The 21,867-nt window shown below is 56.9% G+C and carries 19 protein-coding genes; 5 read left to right on the top strand and 14 right to left on the bottom strand.

Going from position 1 to position 21,867, the window contains the following annotated elements; translation table 11 throughout:
• The 7 genes from WA367_RS00365 to WA367_RS00390 form a co-directional block, all read right to left on the bottom strand.
• Positions 1 to 396 (bottom strand): cation diffusion facilitator family transporter (locus tag WA367_RS00365; RefSeq protein WP_336054910.1); only part of this gene is annotated, 396 nt, incomplete at its 3' end.
• Between the two features lie 624 nt (positions 397 to 1,020).
• Positions 1,021 to 1,455, bottom strand: coding sequence for a CBS domain-containing protein (locus WA367_RS18135; RefSeq protein WP_036479655.1), 435 nt, complete (start codon positions 1,453 to 1,455; stop codon positions 1,021 to 1,023).
• Between the two features lie 68 nt (positions 1,456 to 1,523).
• A complete protein-coding gene (locus WA367_RS00370) occupies positions 1,524 to 1,670 on the bottom strand; it encodes a hypothetical protein (protein ID WP_336054911.1) in 147 nt (48 codons plus the stop codon).
• Between the two features lie 300 nt (positions 1,671 to 1,970).
• The gene (locus WA367_RS00375; protein WP_336054912.1) at positions 1,971 to 4,514 is read right to left on the bottom strand and encodes an AAA family ATPase; all 2,544 of its coding nucleotides are present in this window, start codon (positions 4,512 to 4,514) and stop codon (positions 1,971 to 1,973) included.
• Entirely contained in the window at positions 4,511 to 4,834 is a 324-nt protein-coding gene (locus tag WA367_RS00380) for a hypothetical protein (RefSeq protein WP_336054913.1), read from the bottom strand. The genes WA367_RS00375 and WA367_RS00380 overlap by 4 nt, the downstream gene beginning before the upstream one ends.
• A 78-nt stretch (positions 4,835 to 4,912) precedes the next feature.
• Positions 4,913 to 5,839 (bottom strand): hypothetical protein, encoded by a 927-nt coding sequence (locus WA367_RS00385; protein WP_336054914.1) that lies wholly within the window; start codon positions 5,837 to 5,839, stop codon positions 4,913 to 4,915.
• A gap of 619 nt (positions 5,840 to 6,458) precedes the next feature.
• Entirely contained in the window at positions 6,459 to 6,701 is a 243-nt protein-coding gene (locus tag WA367_RS00390; RefSeq protein WP_336054915.1) for a hypothetical protein, read from the bottom strand.
• A gap of 417 nt (positions 6,702 to 7,118) precedes the next feature.
• On the opposite strand from WA367_RS00390, the gene WA367_RS00395 reads away from it, so the two are divergent.
• The gene (locus tag WA367_RS00395; RefSeq protein ID WP_336054916.1) at positions 7,119 to 7,865 is read left to right on the top strand and encodes a DUF6538 domain-containing protein; all 747 of its coding nucleotides are present in this window, start codon (positions 7,119 to 7,121) and stop codon (positions 7,863 to 7,865) included.
• Here WA367_RS00395 and WA367_RS00400 read toward each other — a convergent pair.
• From WA367_RS00400 to WA367_RS00415, 4 genes are read right to left on the bottom strand one after another with little or no spacing between them, the layout of a single operon-like run.
• Positions 7,787 to 8,944: an ROK family protein gene (locus WA367_RS00400; protein WP_336054917.1), complete on the bottom strand. Its 1,158-nt coding sequence runs from the start codon at positions 8,942 to 8,944 to the stop codon at positions 7,787 to 7,789. The genes WA367_RS00395 and WA367_RS00400 overlap by 79 nt on opposite strands.
• 9 nt (positions 8,945 to 8,953) lie before the next feature.
• The gene (locus WA367_RS00405; RefSeq protein WP_336054918.1) at positions 8,954 to 10,246 is read right to left on the bottom strand and encodes a TRAP transporter large permease; all 1,293 of its coding nucleotides are present in this window, start codon (positions 10,244 to 10,246) and stop codon (positions 8,954 to 8,956) included.
• Complete coding sequence (locus tag WA367_RS00410) at positions 10,236 to 10,751, bottom strand: TRAP transporter small permease (protein ID WP_336054919.1); 516 nt, start codon at positions 10,749 to 10,751, stop codon at positions 10,236 to 10,238. The genes WA367_RS00405 and WA367_RS00410 overlap by 11 nt, the downstream gene beginning before the upstream one ends.
• Before the next feature lie 21 nt (positions 10,752 to 10,772).
• Positions 10,773 to 11,759, bottom strand: a complete 987-nt coding sequence (locus WA367_RS00415; RefSeq protein ID WP_336054920.1) for a TRAP transporter substrate-binding protein — start codon at positions 11,757 to 11,759, stop codon at positions 10,773 to 10,775.
• Between the two features lie 169 nt (positions 11,760 to 11,928).
• Between WA367_RS00415 and WA367_RS00420 the strand changes: the two genes are divergently transcribed.
• From WA367_RS00420 to WA367_RS00430, 3 genes are read left to right on the top strand one after another with little or no spacing between them, the layout of a single operon-like run.
• Positions 11,929 to 12,681, top strand: coding sequence for a glucosamine-6-phosphate deaminase (locus WA367_RS00420; protein WP_336054921.1), 753 nt, complete (start codon positions 11,929 to 11,931; stop codon positions 12,679 to 12,681).
• Positions 12,681 to 13,700: an N-acetylglucosamine-6-phosphate deacetylase gene (locus WA367_RS00425; protein WP_336054922.1), complete on the top strand. Its 1,020-nt coding sequence runs from the start codon at positions 12,681 to 12,683 to the stop codon at positions 13,698 to 13,700. The genes WA367_RS00420 and WA367_RS00425 overlap by 1 nt, the downstream gene beginning before the upstream one ends.
• The gene (locus tag WA367_RS00430) at positions 13,693 to 14,763 is read left to right on the top strand and encodes a Gfo/Idh/MocA family protein (RefSeq protein WP_336054923.1); all 1,071 of its coding nucleotides are present in this window, start codon (positions 13,693 to 13,695) and stop codon (positions 14,761 to 14,763) included. The genes WA367_RS00425 and WA367_RS00430 overlap by 8 nt, the downstream gene beginning before the upstream one ends.
• A 134-nt stretch (positions 14,764 to 14,897) precedes the next feature.
• On the opposite strand, the gene WA367_RS00435 is transcribed toward WA367_RS00430, so the two are convergent.
• The gene (locus WA367_RS00435; protein ID WP_336054924.1) at positions 14,898 to 15,872 is read right to left on the bottom strand and encodes a calcium/sodium antiporter; all 975 of its coding nucleotides are present in this window, start codon (positions 15,870 to 15,872) and stop codon (positions 14,898 to 14,900) included.
• A gap of 180 nt (positions 15,873 to 16,052) precedes the next feature.
• Here WA367_RS00435 and WA367_RS00440 point away from each other — a divergent pair, with 180 nt between their 5' ends.
• Positions 16,053 to 16,973 (top strand): transglutaminase-like domain-containing protein, encoded by a 921-nt coding sequence (locus WA367_RS00440; RefSeq protein ID WP_336054925.1) that lies wholly within the window; start codon positions 16,053 to 16,055, stop codon positions 16,971 to 16,973.
• 15 nt (positions 16,974 to 16,988) lie between these two features.
• On the opposite strand, the gene WA367_RS00445 is transcribed toward WA367_RS00440, so the two are convergent.
• Both WA367_RS00445 and WA367_RS00450 read right to left on the bottom strand, forming a co-directional pair.
• The gene (locus tag WA367_RS00445; RefSeq protein ID WP_336054926.1) at positions 16,989 to 17,996 is read right to left on the bottom strand and encodes a zinc-binding metallopeptidase family protein; all 1,008 of its coding nucleotides are present in this window, start codon (positions 17,994 to 17,996) and stop codon (positions 16,989 to 16,991) included.
• Positions 17,997 to 18,549: 553 nt separating this feature from the next.
• Positions 18,550 to 21,783, bottom strand: a complete 3,234-nt coding sequence (locus tag WA367_RS00450; RefSeq protein WP_336054927.1) for a PAS domain S-box protein — start codon at positions 21,781 to 21,783, stop codon at positions 18,550 to 18,552.
• Positions 21,784 to 21,867: the final 84 nt, after the last annotated feature.

The following is a 21,867-nucleotide window of genomic DNA, read 5'->3' on the forward strand; positions in this document are numbered from 1 at the left end:
CACGAGGAGCGCCACACCGCCGAGGATGACTACGGTCCAGCCCTGCACCTGCGGCGGGTCGATCAGCCGCATTCCGCCCTCGTAGATCAGGTAGAGGCCGATCAGGATCAGAGTGGTGTAGTTGATCAGCGCAGAGACGATCTCGATGCGCCCGTAGCCGAAGGTCATGCGCTCGTCGGCTGGCCGCCGCGCGATCTTGCGTGCCACGAAGGCAATTATGAGCGAAGCCATGTCGGAAAAATTGTGCAGCGCGTCCGCGATCAGTGCGACACTGCCCGCCAATATGCCACCGACGACCTGCGCGACCGTCAGGAGACCGTTCGCCCAAATAGCGACCGATACCCGTCGATCGCCGGACTTGGGATCGATATGAGTGGGGCCGTGATCATGCGGCATTGGTGACCTCCCAGTGACCGACTGGAATGCGTAGCTGCGCCCTCTTGCTGCGTCGTCGCTAACAGTTGGCTTGAGACCGAGGGGATAAGCGGTAAAAGCACAAGTACGCTGACAATGGCGAGCGCAACGCCCGTAAGTCAGTCGTTCCTTCATGTTTCTCATCGAGCGCGCCTCATCGGCCAGGAAAGTGAGCTGACCGGCGACGAAACGTTGCCGGGGCGTACTCAACCACCTCCGACGCATCCTTCAGCAGTAACCATTCAGCGCACGCAGTGCTGCAAAGCGGAATGGCGAACGAGGCCGCGATCTACCGACTGGCCAGCACACCTTTCTCCCGCAGGTTCGCTACCACGACATTCCCCGGAGGGCCTGCAGGGTAAACGTACATATTCGTGGACCGCATTGGCGCGCCGCTCTGCAACGACCTACTTTCGCAGGTACTTGATTAAAGCAAAGACCGCGAGGATCAGAACTACGAGGATCAGAAGCCACCCCAATCCCATACCAAACATCATCCCGCCGTCCATCATGCTACCCTCCAATCCTTTTCTGCGCCTTGGTTATGGGGCAGCGGCATTACCGTCTACATACAGGACGAGACAGCACCGCGGTAACTTGCCAGCCTTAGCAGCAGCCCGACTTACTGCTTGGCCGTGAGATCTCTTGAACCAAATCCCCCGTTTCTTCTCCGCTAGCGTCTCGCGCGATGTCCGCTTGAGCAACAATCCCGCAACACTTTCCGTCCTCGTCCGTTACGACCACACGGCGGACTTGGCGCTGCTCCATCTTCTTGCAGCAAGACGATACGTCCTCGTCCTGAGAAACCGTGAGCACATCCGTGGTCATCACTTCAGAGACAGGTGTGTCGCCACCTTTCCCCTCAGCGACCGCGCCACAGCAGATATCGCGGTCAGTGACTACTCCAATTGGCTCCTCCGCCTCGTTCAGCACTGGGATAGATCCAACCGATCGTTCCGCCATAAGCTTCGCGGCCGCCTCGATCGTCTCATTCGGTCCGCAGCAGGCGGGGTAGCGAGTCATTATATCATTAACTTGCATAGCTAGACTCCTCTGCCGTTTGACGCTGTAACTGAGCAGACTGACAATCTGTTCCACTGCGTAAGTAGCTAAGGGACGTCGACGGCAGCTACAGCCGCAGCAACCGCAACATCAATGGCTGACGCTTCCCGCCGCCTCTCCGCCGCCAGCCGTTTTCGGTATCGCTGCTGGCGTTCCCTGTGGGATGCATCATCTGACTTTACTGCTCGGCGCATGCTCTTTCTCCTCTGTCCCGTCACTACGAGACAAGGATGAGGGACACCCATGCAAGGAACAAAAGCCGGCGGAAGGCATACTAGGAAGCGACTGCTGCACGAACAACGACAGCCTTCCTGCCCTTCTGCCCGTGCACGCCGTTTGCCGGAGTAACGCTTTCCTCCTTCTCGGAATCGACTTCTGAGAGATCTGAATCGCTCGTCCGTGCTTCAGAATCCGAAGATCTCAATTTGTTTCGAAGTGAGATGCCTTGCCTGCACTTCGAGATGCATTCTTCAGCTCGCAGAATCGCTTTTTCCTTATTCGGAATCGCTGGTCCGCATTCCGGAATCGGCTTCCACCGTTCCTGAATCCAGACATCTCAAAGTTTTTCGCGCTGTGGGCACTGCATTATGCGTTGGCTGCACCTCATCATGCATCATTGGGCATTGCCGCACCTGGTCGAGCACCCGAGCAAGCGGCTCGCCTTCGAGTGTACCGTGCTCACTCAGAGCTTCAGCAACGAGCGTGATTGCAGGAACATTCTGCCGAACCAGGGCAAGCGCTTCCGCATATGCTTCATCCAGGCGCTGGCTTACTCTTGCTCGCAGTTCCGGATCACTTGCAAGAGCATCCTCACAGGCATCCGGAGATCGATATACAAGCGGCTGATGCTTCCCCGCTCCGACAGAAGCTTCCAAGGAGAAGGCCAGGCTCGTTGCTTGAGCCAGATCAGACTGCGGACCGCCGCCTGCGCCGAGCGTTGGTCTACCCAGTACTACCTCTTCAGCCGCTCGACCTGCAAAATATGACCGGATCAAGTTCATTCGGCCTTCTTCGTGATGCATGACATCCGGATGGAACGTGGATTGCGTGTAAGGCCGTCCATCCGATCCCTCTATCGTTACCAACTCAACTTCCGCTACACCTGTCAAAGTGCGCACAACCACATGCCCAGCCTCATGCACCGCAAAGCGATGGCGCAGCTGTTTATCCAGCTGAGGAAGCCGATCCTTAAGCCGTGCTTGCACATCATCGAGTGTCACGGCGCGGCGTTCACGACGTGCCAGCTGCCGCGCTTCCCGCACCAGTTTTTCGATATCAGCGCCGCTCACGCCACTGGCTCTCCGTGCAAGACGCAGAAGCTGCTGTTCCATTTCGGCACCCTCAATCGTGAGATGGTGCTTGAGGTGGTGCCGCAGGATCCCAGAGAGCGACTGTGTATCCGGGAGCGGGATCTCGATGTGTGTCTCCAGGCGGCCGGAGCGAACTAGAGCTCGATCCAGCAGCTCAGGCTGGTTGGTCGCGCCAACAATGATCACCCCTTCACGTGCGACTGCACCGTCAAGAAGCTCCAGTGCCTTGTTGATGAACGAATTCCAGTAGCTGCTGTCCCTGTCCTTGTGCCCTCCTCTGGTGCCGAGACCGTCGATCTCGTCAATGAACAAGACAATCGGATTGTGCCGCTCCGCCTCCTCGAAGGTTGCGCGTACGCGCTGCAGCACCTCGCCGAGCGCACTCGGCTCCAGCCATGTTGAGACGGATGTTGCGAGCAGAGGCAGCTGAAGCGAATTTGCCAGTGCTTTCGCGAAGGTAGTCTTGCCCGTTCCAGGTGGACCGTGGAGCAGAAGTCGCGTGATCATGTCCGACCATTGGAGCTGCCCTTCGCGCCACAGGGCTAGATCCTCTTTTAATGAAAGAGCCCAGTCAGCGGCTTCGCCATAGCCGGAGAGAGCTTCTACCCGCAGCGCGTTCTCGTCATCCGGAGCAGCTGGTTGAATGAGTTCACCACCTGTGTCTGCAGTTCTGCCGTGAGATGATGGAGCGTTGCGAGCGCTCTTCTTGCTCTGAGAGGAATATTTTTCGGGTGGTTGGGCAATCTTTGCCTGAAGCCGCTTGAGGACTTCCGAGCCGCTCATGCCAGGGCGGATGCACCAGAGTAGATCGTCCAGAGACAGCATTTTGCTCTTTTCTGGACTCACTACATCCAGCACATCCAGATCACCTGCCGCGCCGATCACATGCCACGCAACGTCTTTCAAGAGTTCAGGCGACAGAGGCTCGCAGCGCAGTGCCAGATCAGCCGACTGCACCAGTCGCTGTGGCAGGAGATCAGGCTGATCGGCGATCGCCAGCAGAGGCAGGCCCGTGGTGGGTGCATGCCGCAGTCCCCGTTCCACGTCCCTCCTGGACATGTCATACGTCGCTTCAAGGAGGATCGTCAGTCGCGGTGAGTATGGCCGCATGACAGATGGCGCTGACCAATCATGGCTGATACGATCCACGGGGACCAAGGCGAGCGGACGCGGCAGCAAGATGCCGCGGCATAGCAGATGCGAGCAGCATCGCTCGAATCCTTTGGCTGCCCCATGGAGAACAACAACAGGGCGCGGCCGTGACAGCAGGGCGTACAACTCCGTCAGCGTATAGCCGCTGCGTGCGGCCGCATCGCCCAGCATCAGGATGACCGCGATCTCTGCAGCCAAAGCTGGCTCCACTGCCTCTCGAATGGCAGCCAGAAGCGCCTTCACCTGCTCCGCGTCGCCCATCTCTTCATCGTCATCAGGACCGATCTGCGTGTCTGTCTTCTTACCAAAAACCTCATCTTCCTCGTCGCCGTTGAAAGCGCGGTTGGCGATCATCTCCAGGCGCAACTTCCGGCGCAGTCCGCCCTTCAGGAAAGTCTCGCTCTTGCGTCCTGGCGCATAGCGCACGGACACGCCCTCGCCCGCGGATACGCGCTGAAGGATCTTGAGGTTTACCGCCGCCTGCAGCGCGTGCCTGTATGTCTGATGCCGCAGACATCGAAGCCAAAAGCGCACGAGGCGCTCGCGTGTCGGAGTGTAGGGAAAAGCCATGCTCATGCCCCCTCTCCCGCCGAGACCACTTTAAGCTTCGGTCGATGCTGCTGGTCCACGGTAAGCTGACCTCGCGAGGCAAGCCAATGCCATACGAGAATAGCTGTCGGATCACCTTCATCGACCATCTCGACCAGTCGACGCATCACCCATCGCGCCATCGGCAAGTTGTGATGCCGTCCAAGCCGCGCCATACGGATGGCGGAACCGACAGCATGCGCTGACCTGTCGCGTCTGTAATCGCGTTCGAAATGCGTACCCCGGCGCAAATCTTCCACGCTCAAGCCGATGCTTCTGGGGAACAGAGTTGTCTGATGATCATCCATGGCAAAAGCCTCCTGTCGCAGGCGATCGCCTGCGCTGATGAAATTGAAGAATGGGATGAAGAGCGTGCTCGGCGCGCTTCAGGCGCGACCAGCGGGATCTATCGCGCCAAGGCCGCGTGGAAACCCGACCCGGATCCGTGGCATTGTTGTGCCAGAAGCATCATGATCCTGCGGATCGTCAGCTTCTGCCTTGTCTTCTGCCTCATCCATCAATTCAGTAAGACGCGGAGGAGTTGGAGTATCTGCAACACCTGCCATGCGCAGACACAACTCTCTCATCTCCTCGCGGACGCGGTGTGCGAACAGTTGGCGCAATTTCAGCATGGCCGCGCCTGCATAGCTCAGACGGAACAGGTCGCCCACTTCGTGCAGTGCAAAGATACCGCGCTGCGGTTCGCTCTGTTCGCTGGAGCCGTCAATGATCGCGACGTCGATCTCCTCAATGCCGCGCAGTCCCTGTTTGTAGAGAACATCGCCAGCCGCAAGAGCCGAGGCCATCATCTTCCTACGCAGATTCTTGATCTTGTTCTCGGGATAGGAGGCGAGCGACCGCTTCACATCGAGTATATGCGCACGTCGCGCCACTCGATCGACGATCACCAGATCAGGCATGTAGCTCGTCTTGGCGAAGACTTCGGATGGCAGGGCAATGGCTTCGAGTGTCGCCCAGTCATTGCGCTCCAAAAGTTCAAGTGCAGCGGGCACAATTGGAAGCGGTTCCGCGAGCCGAACCACACGCAGATCAGGGTTAAGTGCTGCAATACGTTCAAGCCCCGCCTCGAGCAGCTTGCCCTCATGGAAGGTGACAGCACGAACCAGGAAGTTGAGGTCCGCATAGTCGCCGAAGACTTCATCCTCCCTGGCTGCTCCGGAGCAAATGTTTTCGAAGCTTTGTTTCACCAAGCCAACGAGGATCGGTTCCAGCTCGGGAGGAACGGACGACGGGCCGAGAGCAGCATGAGAAACGGAAGCGCTGCGCGTGGCAGCACGATGTACGTGCGACATGGGAGGAACTCCAACGAGATCGATAGATATGCAGGACTGCAGACGATCGAGGACGCTTCCGCACCCAAAGGGAGCGGAGTGACACGGCATAACATCTGCAGATGGAGATGAGCGGCTAAGTTCAGCCCAAACGGCAGCTTGGCGCTATCCGAGTACGCTCATGCACATGATCTGGAGGGAGAGATGCTTCCACGAGGGAAGCGAATAGGATAGCAGTCTTCATAGCCCGATGCCTTCTGCGTAAGGTTAAGGGTCAGGCCTTCGCTGAGTGTTCCCGCACTCTCGAAGGCCGCTTTGTCTGCTCACCAATTAGAGCACGACAGAATGTGGATCGGATTTTCCTGGATCACAAGTTGCAAGTTTGCGTTCTCGCGAGTTTCGCGATCGCATGGTTAACGGTGGGCTCAGGCTGCAGCCCGCACCTGTTCGTGAGAGGCTTTCTCCGGACTTGAATTTTGCAAACTCTTGCCGCGCAACTTGGCCTGATGCCATTGTCGATGTTGCTTCAGAGCTTCTCGCAGATCCGACTTGGTGGCAGCAGGTAGCGCGACGAAAGCTTCAACTCCTTCAGCTCTGGCAGCAACCGTTCTGAACAGATCAAGATCGAGCTTGTGCAGGTCTATTCATCGAACGCCTGATAGGATCTTCGATAGCTCGACGCAGCATCATCGAAATCACCATCAGCAATGGCCTCTCTGATCTTCGTTTCGTATTCATGGGCTTCCAACCGCTCCAATCGGTAGTGAGCGATGTTTACAGGGTTGGAATATATGATCGCCAGCTTGGCGGCACTCCATAGTGACGAGGAGAAAAAGGCATAACTTGTCGTCAGCAGAACGAGAACCTTAAAGGCTGATCGCATCGCAATATACATCCACCACCCCCAATGCGCCGCTCAATATGCACTGCCGCAGAAGCCTGTACACCGAAAAGCGCAGCCGCCTTACGTTGTGCGCTCAAGTTGCATTGCAGGGAAAATCCTTACCGCCGAACTGAAGCCCCTGAGACCCGCCACCCACTGTTCCGAGCTTTTTTCCAAGGGGTCTGGGTAGTCTTGAAGAGGGCTAGCTTGATCCACACGGCAAACGGCCGTACAAGCGTACATCTCTGCGTCGCGAGCGTCTCGCGATGTTGCGGCACTAATGCTCTAGAAGCGCCGTTGGAGGACAGATTCCCTCCTCCGCTACCACTAGAAGCACGCTAGTAACATCAAGCAGTTACGAGGAACGGAGGTTCCGATGACTGTGAGACATCTCGCATTACTGTTGGTGAGTATGTCGTGGCTTGTGCTTCCTATCTTTCCCGCCGTGATGGCCGTTACTATCTGCAGGTTCGTCTTGGCCGTACACCTGCCCGCCTGCTCGGCAAGCAGCTCTATAGAGTCTCGTTAAGAACCAGCAATTATCGTGAGGCGCGCATCCGTCTTTCCGAGCATCTGGGCTGGATCCACAGAATGAATGACAGCATCGACTACGTCTCGCTTTTTCAGAAGAACGTCCGGGAGCTGGAGGCCTACCTGCAGGACCCGTGGCCATTGTCGCCAGAGCGACTGCAGGCGCGTCAGAACTATGAAGAGCTTCTGAAGAATCTGAACCGCCGGGCGCAGGCTGCCAACTGCGATCCCACCATGATCGAGCCCGATTTCATTGACCTCCTGAACCTCTTCGTTCGACAGAATGTGGATGCCGAAAGCCACCTGCGTCAGCAGGAGAAGGTCGAGGCCTATGAGCGTGGCAGGAGAGAGACATTACACGCTCAAGCTCATGCCTCGGTGCCCAAAAGCTTCCGCAGAACCAGACCTGCACCTACTGCCGCTTCTCACCATTCAGTAGCTAGCCACACATCGCCTCAACCAGCGCCTGCGCCAGCGCCAGTCGAACTCGAGAATCCAGAAAGAGCGAACGTTCACGCTCCCGCGAATGTCAGTGCGGGAAAAAGTCTGCGCCATTACACATCGCGCGATACAAGTGCTGCCAGGCACTCCTCGAACGGACCAGACAAGGCTCCCGAAACCTCTGCTGATTGATGTGCGTCTCCGATTGACACGCGAACCTTGTCTACGGATCGTAGCATCGGTGCGACCGCCAGCGTATCTACGAACCTGCGGAAGATATCCGGATTCTGGACGAAGGGCCCCGTGAGAACAACCCGATCGGGAAACAGCAGGCGGCACAGGTTTGCAGTCAAGCGGAGCATGTCGGAAAGCGCGGATTTGATCACGGGCGAGTCCAGGAGATCGAGTCGCGCCAGGGTTATCGCTGCCTCACGTTCGTTCTGCGGCAATCCCGGAAATTCCTCGGCCAGCTTTGGTCCGATAGCCCAAAGTGCAGCGACCGTTTCCAGGCAATCCTTGTTGCCGCAGGTGCACTGTCTGTTCTGGCCGTTGCCCAACATCCAGTGCCCGATTTCACAGAACCTGCCACGATTGCGGTTCACCACTTCGCGTCCAACAGCGTAAGCAGCACCGATACCATGCCCCCAATGCAGTAGGAGCGAGGTCTCCTCCTCGCCATGCTGCTCTGCCTGGCTGATCCCGGCCAACTCCGCATCAAGATTGCGGATGAGCCAGATCTTGGGTCCGAGATCACCGAAAGCCTGACCAAGATCGAGATTGCGCATCCGCGGCCAACGAGACGAAACGCACCAGATCTTGCCTGGAACGTCCAGCAGACCCGATAGCGAGAATACGATCGCGCCGTTCTCCATTCCGGGAGGAAAATACCGCGCAGCATCATCGATCAGATGGCGCAGGCTTTGCACAAGATAGTGGTTGTCGGCTTCAGGTGGCGGATTTGCGATTACCTGCCCAATCGTGCGCATGTTCAAATCGACAGCGCTTGCCACAAGCGATTGATCGGTAACAGTTACATATACCGCGCCAAGGCGCTGCGCATTGAACGACAAGATGGAGGTTGGCCGTCCTTTTGTGCGACTCCGGGGCGTGTTCTCATGGACAAGGTCACGCGCAACCAGTTGACCGACCAGATCGGATACTGTGGTTGACCGAATACCCAGTTCACGCCCGATCATACCTCGACTTGTAGCTCGACCAGTCCGCACCAGATCCGCGATCGCCAGAAGATCATGGGTTCGGGCTGTATCCATCTGTAGCTATCAATTCATCAGGGCTGGCAGGGTCAAGGTGAGCGCCGGAAAATACGTCACGAGGAGCAAAACTACAATCATGGCGATATAGAAGCCCCACATGCTGCCTATCGCCGACCCAAGGCGTATCCGGGCGATGCCGCTGCCAACGAGCAGCGATGTGCCAACGGGCGGCGTGCAGAGCCCAATACCGAGATTGAGGATCATCATCACGCCGAAGTGGATTGGATCGACACCGACCTTCGAAACGATCGGCAACAGGATCGGCGTGAGCAGAAGGATCAACACTCCCATATCCATCAGCATCCCCAAGATCAGCAGGAGAATGTTGATCGCCATGAGGACGAAGATCTTGTTTTCGGAGATCAGGAAGATGCCTTCTGCCAGAAGCGCCGGTATGCGCAGATAGGACAGCAGGAAACCGAAAACCGATGAGGTCATGATGATGGCCGTAACCATCGCCAATGTGGTCAACGTCGTGGAAAATATCCGGGCGACCGCAGCACGCGAAAGGCTTCGGTACCAGAACAGGGTCACGAGCAGCGCATAGACCACGGCGACTGCTGCAGATTCCGTCGCCGTGAATACGCCACTCAAGATCCCGCCGATGATGATGACAATCGTGAACAACCCGATCGCGGCATCGGCGACCACCCGTAAACCCTCATTCAAAGTATAGCGCGCGCCAAGCGGGTGATTGTGGCGCTTGGCCATGACGGCACAAAGAACCATCAACGCAATGCCAAGCATCAGGCCCGGGATATAGCCGGCAAGAAACAGCGTCGAAATCGGGAGCCCCCCGGCAGCGAGGGCATAGAAGATCATGTTTTGGCTCGGCGGGATCAGCACTCCCTGCACGGACGAAGTGACCGTCACGGCAACGGAGTAGCCAGCGGGGTAGCCTGCCTTGCGCATTGCGGGAATAAGGAATGATCCGATCGAAGCCACATCGGCAACCGAAGAGCCGGAAATACCGCCAAACATGGTGCTGGCGACCACATTGCCATGCGCCAGCCCGCCGCGCAGCCTTCCAACCAGCACATCAGCCAGTCGAACCAGCCGGTCGGAGATGCCCCCCTCGGTCATGATGTTTCCAACCAGGATGAAAAAAGGCACGGCCAGGAAGGTGAAGGAATTCAGACCATTGATCATGCGCTGGGCGACGAGCAACAGCGGCAGGTTGAGATGAAGTGCAGTAGCAAGCGATGCGAGACCAAGGGCAAAGGCGATCGGCACTCTCAGGAGCATCAGTCCGAGAAAGCCCCCCAGCAAAAGGGTGATCCCGATCCAATCAACCGACATTGGTCACCTCAACAGCATGTTCGGCCAATGTCACGTCGCGCAGCAACATGTTCCCGAACGCATTGATCATGCCCAACACGCCTCCAACGATAGCTGGCAGGTAAAGCAGCGACTTCGCCAGACCGGATGCGGGCAGGACCTGCACGCCCGACAGCGCGATCAGATCCGCGCCGTAATACATGACCGTGAACATGAAGCAGGCCATTGCCAGTTGTGCGATATAATCAAGCCCCAAGGCGATCCGCCTTGGAAGCAGGTCGCGGAAGAAGGTGATGGCCACGTGCTCGTGCCGTCGGATGCCGACGGCTACCGCCAAGAGGCCGAACCAGATCAGGCAAAGCAGCGCGATCTCTTCGGACCAACTCGTGGGATTGTTCAACACGAAGCGCAGGAAAACCTGCGCAACGGTAATACCGGTGATCACCATCAACAGAACATGGCAGGCAAGCGCAGCCAGGTCATTGATACGGTTCAGCGCAACTGCCAGCGTGCGATGCCAAGCCATGTTCTGTCTCTGGACAGGTGATTACTTTGCGGCCTGGATGCGATCCAGAAGCGGCATCAGATCCGGGAACTCCTCATAGATCGGCTGCACAGCCGCCTGAAACGGAGCATTGTCGATTTCCGTCACCGTAGCCCCGCCATCAATCACCGTCTGACGCGCCTTTTCATTTGCCTCGCGCATGATTTCGCGCTCATACATCGAAGCATCCACGGCTGCACGGGTGACCGCATCCTGCAGCTCGGGTGACAGGCTGTCGAACTTTGCCTTGTTCATCAGAAGCAGCGCCGGCGGGCTGAGATGCGCGTCAACAACATAGTTGGGTGCGACTTCGTAATGCGCGGATGTATGATAGCTGACGAAGTCGTTCTCCGCGCCATCGATCACCCCGGTCTGCAACGCGGAGTAAACCTCACCATAGTTCATGGGAGTTGGGACCGCGCCGAGCAGCTCCATCATCCGGATCGAAATCGGTGCCGGCTGCACGCGAATCTTCTTTCCCTTGAGGTCCTCGATGCTCTCGATCTTATTTCCTTCGGTCGTATAGAATGACCGGGAGCCGGCATCCATATAGGCAAAGCCCTTCAGACCGACCTCTTCGAGATCAGCCAGCACTTCCGCACCGATCTCGCCGTCGAGAACACGATATTTATGGTCCCAGTCGGCAAAGACATAGGGCAAGGTGAATGCGCCCATGGAGGGACTTACATTGGCTAGCCCGACTGAATTCACGCGGGTGAAATCAATGATCCCAGCCTGTGCCTGCTCAATGGTCTCAGGCTCCTGACCCAACTGCGCACCAGGAAAAACCTGAACTTCTATCTCGCCGTTGGAGTATTCCTTCACCAGATCAGCAAAGCGGTACATTGCGACGGTGACAGGATTTGTCTCTGGCTGGTTTTCGGCCAGTCGCATGACAATTTGGGCATCTGCGGCCTGAACCCCAACGAACGGCATCAGGGTTGCACCAGCCAACAGGCCAAGCATTACGTGACGTAGTTTCATCTTCATGTTCCCCTTTTTCATTTCTTGTTGGGGCAACAATCCCGCGTCTCACACGGGTCGTCAAGATATTTAAACAATATCGTTCAAAAAAAAAATTTGACCGTGATTTGGATTGACAACCCCTGATAAATCCAGTCGTTCTATTACGAACATATCCGTTCAAAAGGAAATGCACATGGATGTCACCCTCCACCCCGACAAGCAGAAGCTCGGGCTCGCCGCAGCCCGCGAAGGGGCGGCGGCAATTCGAGCCGCCATTGCACGCAAGGGCCATGCGAACATCATCGTAGCCACCGGAGCAAGCCAGCTGGAAATGCTGGAACAGCTTGTGCGCGAAGATGTCGATTGGACAAAGGTGACTGCATTTCACCTCGATGAATATGTCGGAATTCCCGCGACCCATCCTGCCAGCTTCAGAGGTTACCTGCAGGAACGTTTCGTCCGGCCGGTCGGAAAACTGGGTGAATTCATCGAGGTCATCGGTGATGCGCCCGATCTGAATGAAGAACTTGAGAGACTGAATTCACGCATCAGCGGACTTGATATAGACGTCTGCTTCGCAGGTGTCGGCGAAAACTGCCACCTTGCTTTCAATGACCCGCCGGCTGATTTCGAAACGGATGTGCCCTTCATCATTGTCGAGCTCGACGCAGCCTGTCGTCAGCAGCAATACGGCGAAGGGTGGTTTCCTTCCCTTGAGGCAGTCCCCGCCCAGGCGATTTCCATGTCCATCCGACAGATCATGAAGTCGCGCCAGGTCATCCTTTCAGTCTCCGACACACGCAAGGCTGCAGCGGTCAAGGCCGCACTGGAAGGCCCAGTCACCAATACCGCACCAGCATCCATACTCCAGACGCATGAAAACGTGTCGGTACATCTGGACCCTGCAGCGGCTGGACTGCTCGACAGCAAGCCCGAAGGTCAGTGATGCGCAGCGAAGGGCTCTTCGATCTGCAGGTGAATGGCTATGCCGGGGTGGACTTCAACAGCTCCACCCTGACCGCCAGAGATCTCGATCATGCGCTGGAAGCCATGCTCGCCGATGGTGTGACGGGCTGTCTTCCCACATTGATCACCGCTTCGCCGCGAGACCTGGAAGAACGGTTTCTTGCCGTGGATGCAGCGGTACGCGGCAGCCGCCTCGGGCAATTGATGGTGCCTGGCTATCATCTTGAAGGCCCCTTCCTGAATGATGCACCCGGCTATTGCGGGTGTCATCCGCCAGAAGTCATGTCTGATCCGGACGTGGAGCTGGTTGCGAGACTCGAGAGCAAGCTAAGCCTGCCAATCATGTTGATCACCCTGGCACCAGAACGGGCAGGCGCTTTCGCGGCGATCCGCCACTGGAAATCACAAGGCAAAACGCTCGGCATCAGTCACTCGGCTGCCGACTTCAAATGCGTCGCAGAAGCAGCCGAGGCCGGCCTTACCCTCTCGACCCATCTGGGAAATGGCCTCCCGCAGACACTGCCCAAGCTGGAAAACACGCTTCTGGCGCAACTGGCAGAGCCACGTTTGACAGCATGCCTTATCCCCGACGGGCTGCATATTCCTCCCGAAGCACTACGTGCGCTCGTCCGGTTGAAGGGCCCGAAAAACTGCGTGCTCGTCACGGATGCTGTCCTTGCAGCTGCCATGCCTGCCGGCATTTACAATTTCGGAGGCATGGAAGTGGCGCGCGGGACCGATGGAAGGGTCACGCAACCCGGCGCCATGGGGCTCGCGGGCTCCGCCCTGCAGCTTGATCAGGGGGTTCGCAACATCGTCGCCTGGTCGATCGCCTCGCCCGGAGAAGCCGTGGGAATGGCAAGCACAGCCGCCCGATCCGTTCTGGCTGATACGTTTAAGGCCCACGAGGTGGAGATATCCCCCGGCGAGATCGAATGGGACGATAACCTCAAGCCAAGGCTGATCCGCAAACCCGAACTGAGCAGACGGCATGCCTGAGAAACTGCGTATCGGGGTGATCGGCTGCGGCACATATGGGACGCATATCCTCAAATGCCTGTCGGCCGAGGCACGCAGGGACAGGATCGTTCTTGCAGCGCTGGCTGATCCTGACGAGAAAACCCGCGCAGGGGCAGCGGAGAGATTTGGGCTGGCGGCATTCCAAAGCGCAGAGGCGATGATCGCCAACACCTCGCTCGATGCAGTCGCCATAGCAACCCCGGACCACCTGCATCATGAGACGATAGCATCTGCTCTTTCCAATGGTCTTCACGTGATGACGGAAAAGCCGCTGGATGTCCGCTCACGACGGGCAGAACAGATGGTGGAGCGGTTTCGCAGGGCGGGACTTGTACTTTACGTCGACATGCACAAGCGCTTCGATCCGGCCCATATCCGCCTCAGGCAGGACATCAGTTCCGGTCACCTCGGCCGGCTGCATCACGCAGCGGTCCATATGGAAGATCGGATTGAGGTGCCGAAACTTTGGCTGAAAAACTGGGCTTCCCAATCCTCACCTTCCTGGTTCCTCGGCATCAATTTCTACGATCTGATCGGATGGCTCACCGATCTTGAGCCTGTCGAGGTCTGGGCCACGGGGCAGAAAGGCGTGCTGCATCAGGCAGGTTTGCCAGATGTATGGGACAGCATTCAAGCTCATGTTCGCTATGAGAATGGTTTCACGGCAGCCTATGGCTTCAGCTGGATACTACCCGACTGCTTCCCCTCGATCGTGAACCAAGGATTGAGAATGATCGGCAGCGAAGGGATCGCCGAGATAGATAGCCAAGATAGAGGGAGCTTCGCCGCCTACGGCTCCCAGAACAGAAGTGCCGTCTCAAACCCGTTCAGCACCCTGGAATACGACCACCCGCTGCACGGTCCGGTGACAGAGGGATATACCTTCGAAGCGATCCGGCATTTCATCGACGTGGTCAATGCCCATCGCGCAGGACAAGACGTTGAAGGGCGTTATCCCGGCGGCCAATCTGTCATCGCCTGCATCAAACTCGCTGAGGCTGTTGATCGAAGCCTTGATGCTGGTGGGGTCGTCGCTGTTTGATCATCTTTAGCTGCGGCATCAGCGGTGCCCCGCGAATTCTTCAACCGCAGCCTGTGTAGAGGCCAATTTCGATCTGGCGTAGCCCCCGATCGCGACCAGCGCTTGGGTTACCACGGTCGAAGCATCAACATCTTTCAAGGCCAGAGCATCCAGCCATAGGCCGCATATCCTGCCAGAAGGAATGCGCCCTCGCGGCGGCCTATGCGCAATCCCGTTGCTGCGAAAATAACCAGTAGCAGAGACACACCTAGCATGACCGGAGCATCAAACTGTACGATCTCCTGCGGCACATTGGATGGAGCAATCAGCGCGGTTGCTCCGCCGATACCGAGGATGTTGTAGATATTGGATCCGACAATATTGCCGAAAGCAACGTCGCCATGCCGCTTAAGAGCGGCAATCACCGACGTCACCAGCTCCGGCATCGACGTACCGACCGCAACGATCGTGAGCCCTATGACTGTCTCTGACACACCAAAGCTGCGCGCGATTGCAACCGCCCCATTGACTAGCAGCGAACCTCCGAAAACGATCAAGACTAGCCCGACAAGCGCGACGATCAGCGGGAGGAGCAGTCCGCCCTCGCCATGCGGCGGCGCAATTCCCGGATCTGCCTCCGCTAATGCGGCACTCCTGTCGTGTATCGCTCCTCCGTCGGCGCTGGTCCGCTCCTGCTGAATGACGAACCAGATATAGCCAATCAACAGCGCGACTGCAGCAATGCCAACGAGGCGGCTCATTGGCAGAGCGAAGGGCAGCACGGCGAAAGCAGCAGCGACTGCTAACATTACAGCTGCATCTCTTTTGAGCGCTGCACGGGCTACGACTATCGGGAAGATCAGCGCCGACACACCTGCGATCAGGAGAATGTTCGCAATGTTGGAGCCAACGATATTGCCATACGCGATCCCGGGAAAGCCGCTCAGGCTTGCCTGAACAGAGGTCACGAGCTCCGGCATGGATGTACCGAAACCGACCAAGGTCAATCCAATCACCAGCGACGAAACACCAAGGCGCTCAGCCGCCTGCACGGCACCGCGAACGAGCAACTCTCCCCCAGCAATCAGTAGAAACAATCCGGCGGAAAGCGGCAACCAAGTTTCTATCAATCATGATCCTCATTGCGACGTTTCCGGAACAGATGGTGCGACTTTCTGAATTCGCAAGGGGTAGATGTTTGTCTTTCCGGTCCCTTGATCGAGCCTTCGAGTTATTCTTCATCATCCACCGGAACAGCCAGGGCACTTGCGCAGTTTCTCTCATGAGCAAACATGCATGGGAGAGACGTCATGTTGATACGCGTTGGATACAGCATGACGATCGAGGTGGGTCAGCCCACCCATCTCTTCTCCATGATGGCCATTCATCCCGACCGTGCAGCCCACATCAGGTGGCAAAGTCCGACCGAAACCGTTCCGCAAGCACCAAAACGCGCCTTCATCGACCAGCACGGCAACAGCTGCCTGCGCATGGTTGCGCCAGCCGGTGAGTTCACGATCACTCAAGATGCGATCGTAAGCGACACGGGAGAACCTGATCCGGTTCATCCGGAAGCCATGGAAGTGCCCACCGAGCGACTGCCGGATGAATGCCTGCGATATCTCACCGGCAGCCGCTATTGCGAGACAGACCGCTTAAGCCAGTTGGCGTGGCGCTTGTTTGGCAATGTGGAGCCGGGTTGGGCACGCGTGCAGGCGGTGTGCGACTATGTTCATGACCGGCTCACCTTCTCCTATGGCTATGCTCGCGCGACGCGCACCGCGCTTGAAGCCCATCACGAACGTGTCGGGGTCTGTCGTGACTTCGCCCATCTGGCAATCACCTTCTGCCGCTGCCTCAACATCCCCGCGCGCTATGTGAACGGATATCTTGGTGATATCGGCGTGGAGCCTGATCCGTCGCCGATGGACTTCTCCGCATGGTTCGAAGTCTATCTCGGCGGGAGATGGTACGCCTTTGACGCACGCCACAACCGTCCGCGCACCGGCCGGGTTGTCGTAGCCCGGGGGCGCGATGCCATGGATGTCCCGCTCCTACACACTTTCGGGCTGCACACGCTCAAGGCGTTTCGCGTCTGGACCGACGAGGTGGATACGATAGCCGCCGCATCTCCCCAGCGACCAGGGAATCCCGTCCGCAGCCGCTTGGGCCCGCCCGGACGCTCGCCCTTAGATCTCGGTGCGCGCGAGGGCGTGAACCACCTGATTTAAAGGTCTTTCGATGCGTCAGTGGCGCACACCAGCCACCAGCGATGCAATGAAGCCCATTTTCTCCAACACCGCCTCCGGCATCACGAATGGATAGAGGTCCGGCTGTCCCATGGATCTGTTGAGTGCGTTGACTGCAAGAGTGAGAGGCACCCAGTCTTGATGCATTCGTTCCATGTCGCTAGAGCGGTAGGGCTCAAAGTTGAAACTTGTCGCCCGACCGCTCGAAACAAGCTGCAAGCCCCAGGCTTTCGCGGTTTCTAACGTGTCCACCATGTGCACGAAATGCGCGAATGTCTCTGCAAAGTCTTCCCACGGATGGGCCGTCGCATATGCGCTGATGTGGTTACTGCTCCAGTCCGAGGGTGGTCCCTGCTCGTGATGGCGCTTGAGTGAGCTTGCATAATCCGTTCGCTCATCACCGAATACCGAGCGGAACGCCTCCAGTCTGCCACCCTCCTGCACCAGGCGATCCCAGTAATAGTGACCGATCTCATGACGGAAATGGCCGAGAAGTGTTCGGTAGGGTTCCCCCATGGCCGTCCGACGTCGTTCCCGCTCAACGTCATCACCCTCCGCAATATTTATCGTGATGAGTCCGTTGTCATGACCGGTCATCACCCGCTCCACAGTCCCGTCTGTGCCTTCAGTGTCTGACAGAAACTCGAAAGCCAGCCCTCGTTTAACGTCCTCAGCTTTGGTGGGCGCGGGCAACTGCCAGCTCAGGATCGAATAGAAGAGGTGGCGTTTGGCTTCTTCAATCCGCCGCCAGTTGCTCCGATTTTCCGCTAGGGATAGGTCCGGGATGGTGAGATTGTGGCTACAGGCGAGGCAAAATTCACCGTCTGCCTGCGCAAGCCAGTTGCAGGCACCGTGGCTGGCATTGGCACAAGGCCGATGCTGAACACCGATCGCCATCATTTGGAAGTGGTGTGCATCATAACCTTGAGCTGAGCCGCAATGAACGCAGATTGTGCTGTCGAAATAGACAGCCTGTCGGCAATTGCTGCATTCGAAGATACGCATGGCACTCACCTCTCCTGGCTATCGTAAACGGGCACCGATTACCCGGGTTCCTGCCATGCAACCTTCATGTTTTGGACGGGGTACAGCAACAGAGGCATATGTTACCCATTGCTGTCTCATTTGCGGTTCGCCGTCCGCGCCGATCACTCCGGAGGGGATCTGCTATTCGTTTCGAGACATTGGCTCCTTGGTGAACGGAATGCATTGCAGATCTGGCTGCAATGTCCCCAGTGCAAGCTCTCTACGAAGCAAGATCGTCGAAAATTGGTGGACAGGTCCAGAGGCAGAGGGAATTGATAATAACTCCCATCTTATACTTGTCTTGTCCTCGGCGCAGCGAGTCCCGGCAAGAAACACAACTTCATGGTGCGGGCGGCAAGGGACTCGTGTAGGATACGGGGTGCAGCATTTTTGGACCACCAGCTCGCGATTGCGGCTTGCCGAGCACTCCATCCGCCCCACTCTCGAACCTCCTGGTCGTATTCTACACGCATGGTAGGTCCGGGGCTGCTACTGGGCATCTCCGCAACACAAAAATTGGGTGCTATCGCGGTCACTTGGATGAGTATAGCGCTCGCCTGATATCTTCAGCACTGTAGGGCTTTGACAACCACCTGATTCCCGCACCACCACTTGGCATTTCAGCGGCTTCTTTTTCTGCGCGACCAGAAGCTACAACGATAGTGACTGACGGCCATTTCTCCTGAACTTTTGAAATCAGTGTTTCGCCCGAAGCGTCGGGGAGACCGAGATCCGATATCAATACGTCAAACGCAGTCCTCTCAAGCAGCTGCAGCGCTTCCTTTGCAGTTCCTGCTTCGAACGCAGTGAGCCCGATCTCTTCCAGCATCTCGACCCCTGTCATCCGGATCAGCGGCTCATCTTCTACAAGAAGCACCTTCCGGGGAGAATCCTCACCAGCGTTACTAGCCTGCTGATCCAGCGTTTTGTCGGTGCCACGCGGCGCATCAAGCAGCGTCCGCAGTCGATGCGCCAGTTCCTCGCGGGTGTATGGTTTTCTCAGAAGCTCTACTGCTTCGTCCACGCGACCACCGTGTATTATTCCGTTTTCGGCGTACCCAGAAGTGAAGAGGACTCTGACACCCGGCACAAGTTCTTGTACGCGTTGTGCCAACTCACGGCTCTGTAGCGTGCCGGGCATCACAACATCAGTGAAAAGAAGATCAACCGAGGCACCACCTTTTACGAGCTCCAATCCGCTTTCCGCGTCACCTGCCTCCAGCACCTGATAGCCGAGCTCGCGCAACATCTCTGTAACCATCCTGCGAACATCTTGATCATCTTCAACAACGAGAATGGTTTCGTGCCCACCAAGCACCGACACTGATGTTGCGGGTAGATCAGATTGTTCTTCCTGCTGCGTGCGTGGGATGTAGATGCTGAATGTCGTACCTCGCCCAACTTCGCTACTGACGCTTATATGCCCGTTTGATTGCTTGGTAAGGCCGTAGACCATGCTCAGTCCGAGTCCTGATCCCTTGCCAGGCCCTTTTGTCGTGAAGAATGGATCGAATACCTGATCCATGATGTCGGCAGGTATGCCACATCCCGTATCGGACATGCTGACCTTCACATATTCACCCGCCTTCACGTCCGGATGTTTGTTTGCATAGCTATCATCAAGAACGGAATTGCTCAGCTCGATCGTCAGGCGGCCGTGGCCGTCCATCGCATCACGAGCATTGATTGCCAGGTTGAGGAAGGCATTCTCCACCTGTGGCTCGTCAATCAGTGAATTCCACAAGTCGTCGGGCGTGTTTACGATGATCTCCACGCCTTCCCCGACAGCGCGCTGAAGCAGGTCCGACATGCCCCGGAGCAAGCGGCCTAGATTGACCGCTTTCGGTGCCAGAGGCTGCCGACGACCGAAGGCGAGGAGATGTGAAGCCAGTTTGCTACCGCGATTGACTCCAGCCAAAGCGTTGTCGATACGCTCCTCCGCCCACGGATCTCCTGACAAACCACGCTTCAAGAGCTGGAGATTGCCGCTGATCACTTGAAGAAGATTGTTGAAGTCGTGCGCAATACCACCTGTCAGTTGGCCGATGGCTTCCATCTTTTGAGCTTGTCGAAGTTGATCCTCAACAACAGCACGTTCGGCAACGGCTTCCTCTACTCGCTTTTTGAGCGCTTCGTTGAAGCTAGTCATAGCTTCACGTGCGCTTAGTTCAGCCGATATTTCCCGCACTTCGATAACAGTTCCGACAGGCTGGCCCTTATCGTTGCGGATGGGGCTGGCGGTAAAAGCCACAGGGTAGAAACTTCCATCCTTGTGGACGAACACTTCTTCACCCTGAACCTGATTGTCTTCCGGAAAGGCACGGTCAATGGCACATTCCTCAAGTGGAAAGGGTCGTCCATCAGGGTAGGTGTGATGAATGACGTCGTGTAGAGGGCGGCCCCGCGTCTCTTCAAAAGCATACCCAGTCAGAGCCTCAGCGGCCGGATTCATATAGGCACACTCCTGTCGATCATCCATCAAGAACACCGCCATGGTGGTGTTGTTCAGGATGGAGTCCAAACGTTGCGTCGCCTGCCTATAAGCCTGCAAAGCACGGTCTCGCTCTGTCGTATCTTCGATTGCAGCAAAGAAAACGGGACGTGTCTCATCATCCAGAAGCTGCAGTGAGACCGAGACGTTGTACTCGCTGCCGTCCTTGCGTCGGTGGATGGTATCGAACTGCTGTACCGAAATCTCTCGTGCCCGCAGCGGCTCAATCAGTCGCTCGAACTCCTCTGCGGTCAACGCTGGTTTCAGGTCCAGGGGTGTAAGTTCTCGCAGCTCTTCTATCGAATAGCCAAGATTCTCACGAGCCCCCCTGTTCACCAGGATGAACTTCAGAGTCTCGACATCAAAAACATATGTCTCGCTGGCCGCATCTTCCACGATACGACCCAGCCGCTCGTTCGCTGACGCAGCGGCAAGACGTTGCATTTCCGCTGCCACACGACCTGCAAAAAGGTCGAGTGTGTGGCGAGGCTGAAGATCAGGATCAATGGGCTTATCATTTAAAACTGCAAGCAGCCCGAAAGTTTCCCCCTCAGCACTACGGAGCGGCACTCCTAGATAGCTGTCGACCCCCATTTCATCTAGCAGTGGATCGTCTGGAAAATAAGCGGAAACATCAGTTGGGTAAAAGCAGGCTTCCGCTCGCAGCACATTCGCGCAAGGTGTGCCCCTAAGCTGATATTCATAATACTCCTGCGCTCGTCCGTCACTCCAACCAGCAACCACACGCGCGGTGTCTGGCTCCTCTGGATGAAGATCGCACAGGATGACCCATCGCACTTCCAGTGCCGTGGCCAATGCCTCGACCACTGCGTCAAGAAAGGCGCGCCCGACCAGTCTGGAGCACTCTATCAACTTCTGACGACCAGATTCCACACGTTTGCGATGCGTAACGTCTCTCGCAATCTTGGAGGCTCCGATGATGGCCCCGCTTTGATTCTTGATTGGCGAAACTGTCAGGGAAATGTCCAGCTCCCGACCATCTCTCGTCACGCGTCGTGTTTCAAAATGTCTGACGATCTCGCCATTGCTGATGCGAGATAGAATGTCATCTTCTTCAGCATGGCGTTCAGCTGGGATGATACGTGTGATGGATTCACCTATCATCATCCTGGCATCATAGCCGAAGAGCTTGGCTGCGCCTCGGTTCCAGCTTGTGACGGTCCCGTCGAGCGTGAGGCTTATGATCGCGTCTTCGCAATGCTCTACGATAGCTGCGAAATCGATTGAATTAACTTCCGACAATGACTGAGACACGTACTTGGCTCCGGAACGCAGGACCGCCGCTTAGTCCAACTTCCATCTATCAGCTATAGTCTTCTGCTTTGCAAACGCGGAAGT

Source organism: Nitratireductor sp. CH_MIT9313-5, from assembly GCF_037029545.1.
In the GTDB taxonomy this organism is placed as follows: domain Bacteria; phylum Pseudomonadota; class Alphaproteobacteria; order Rhizobiales; family Rhizobiaceae; genus Chelativorans.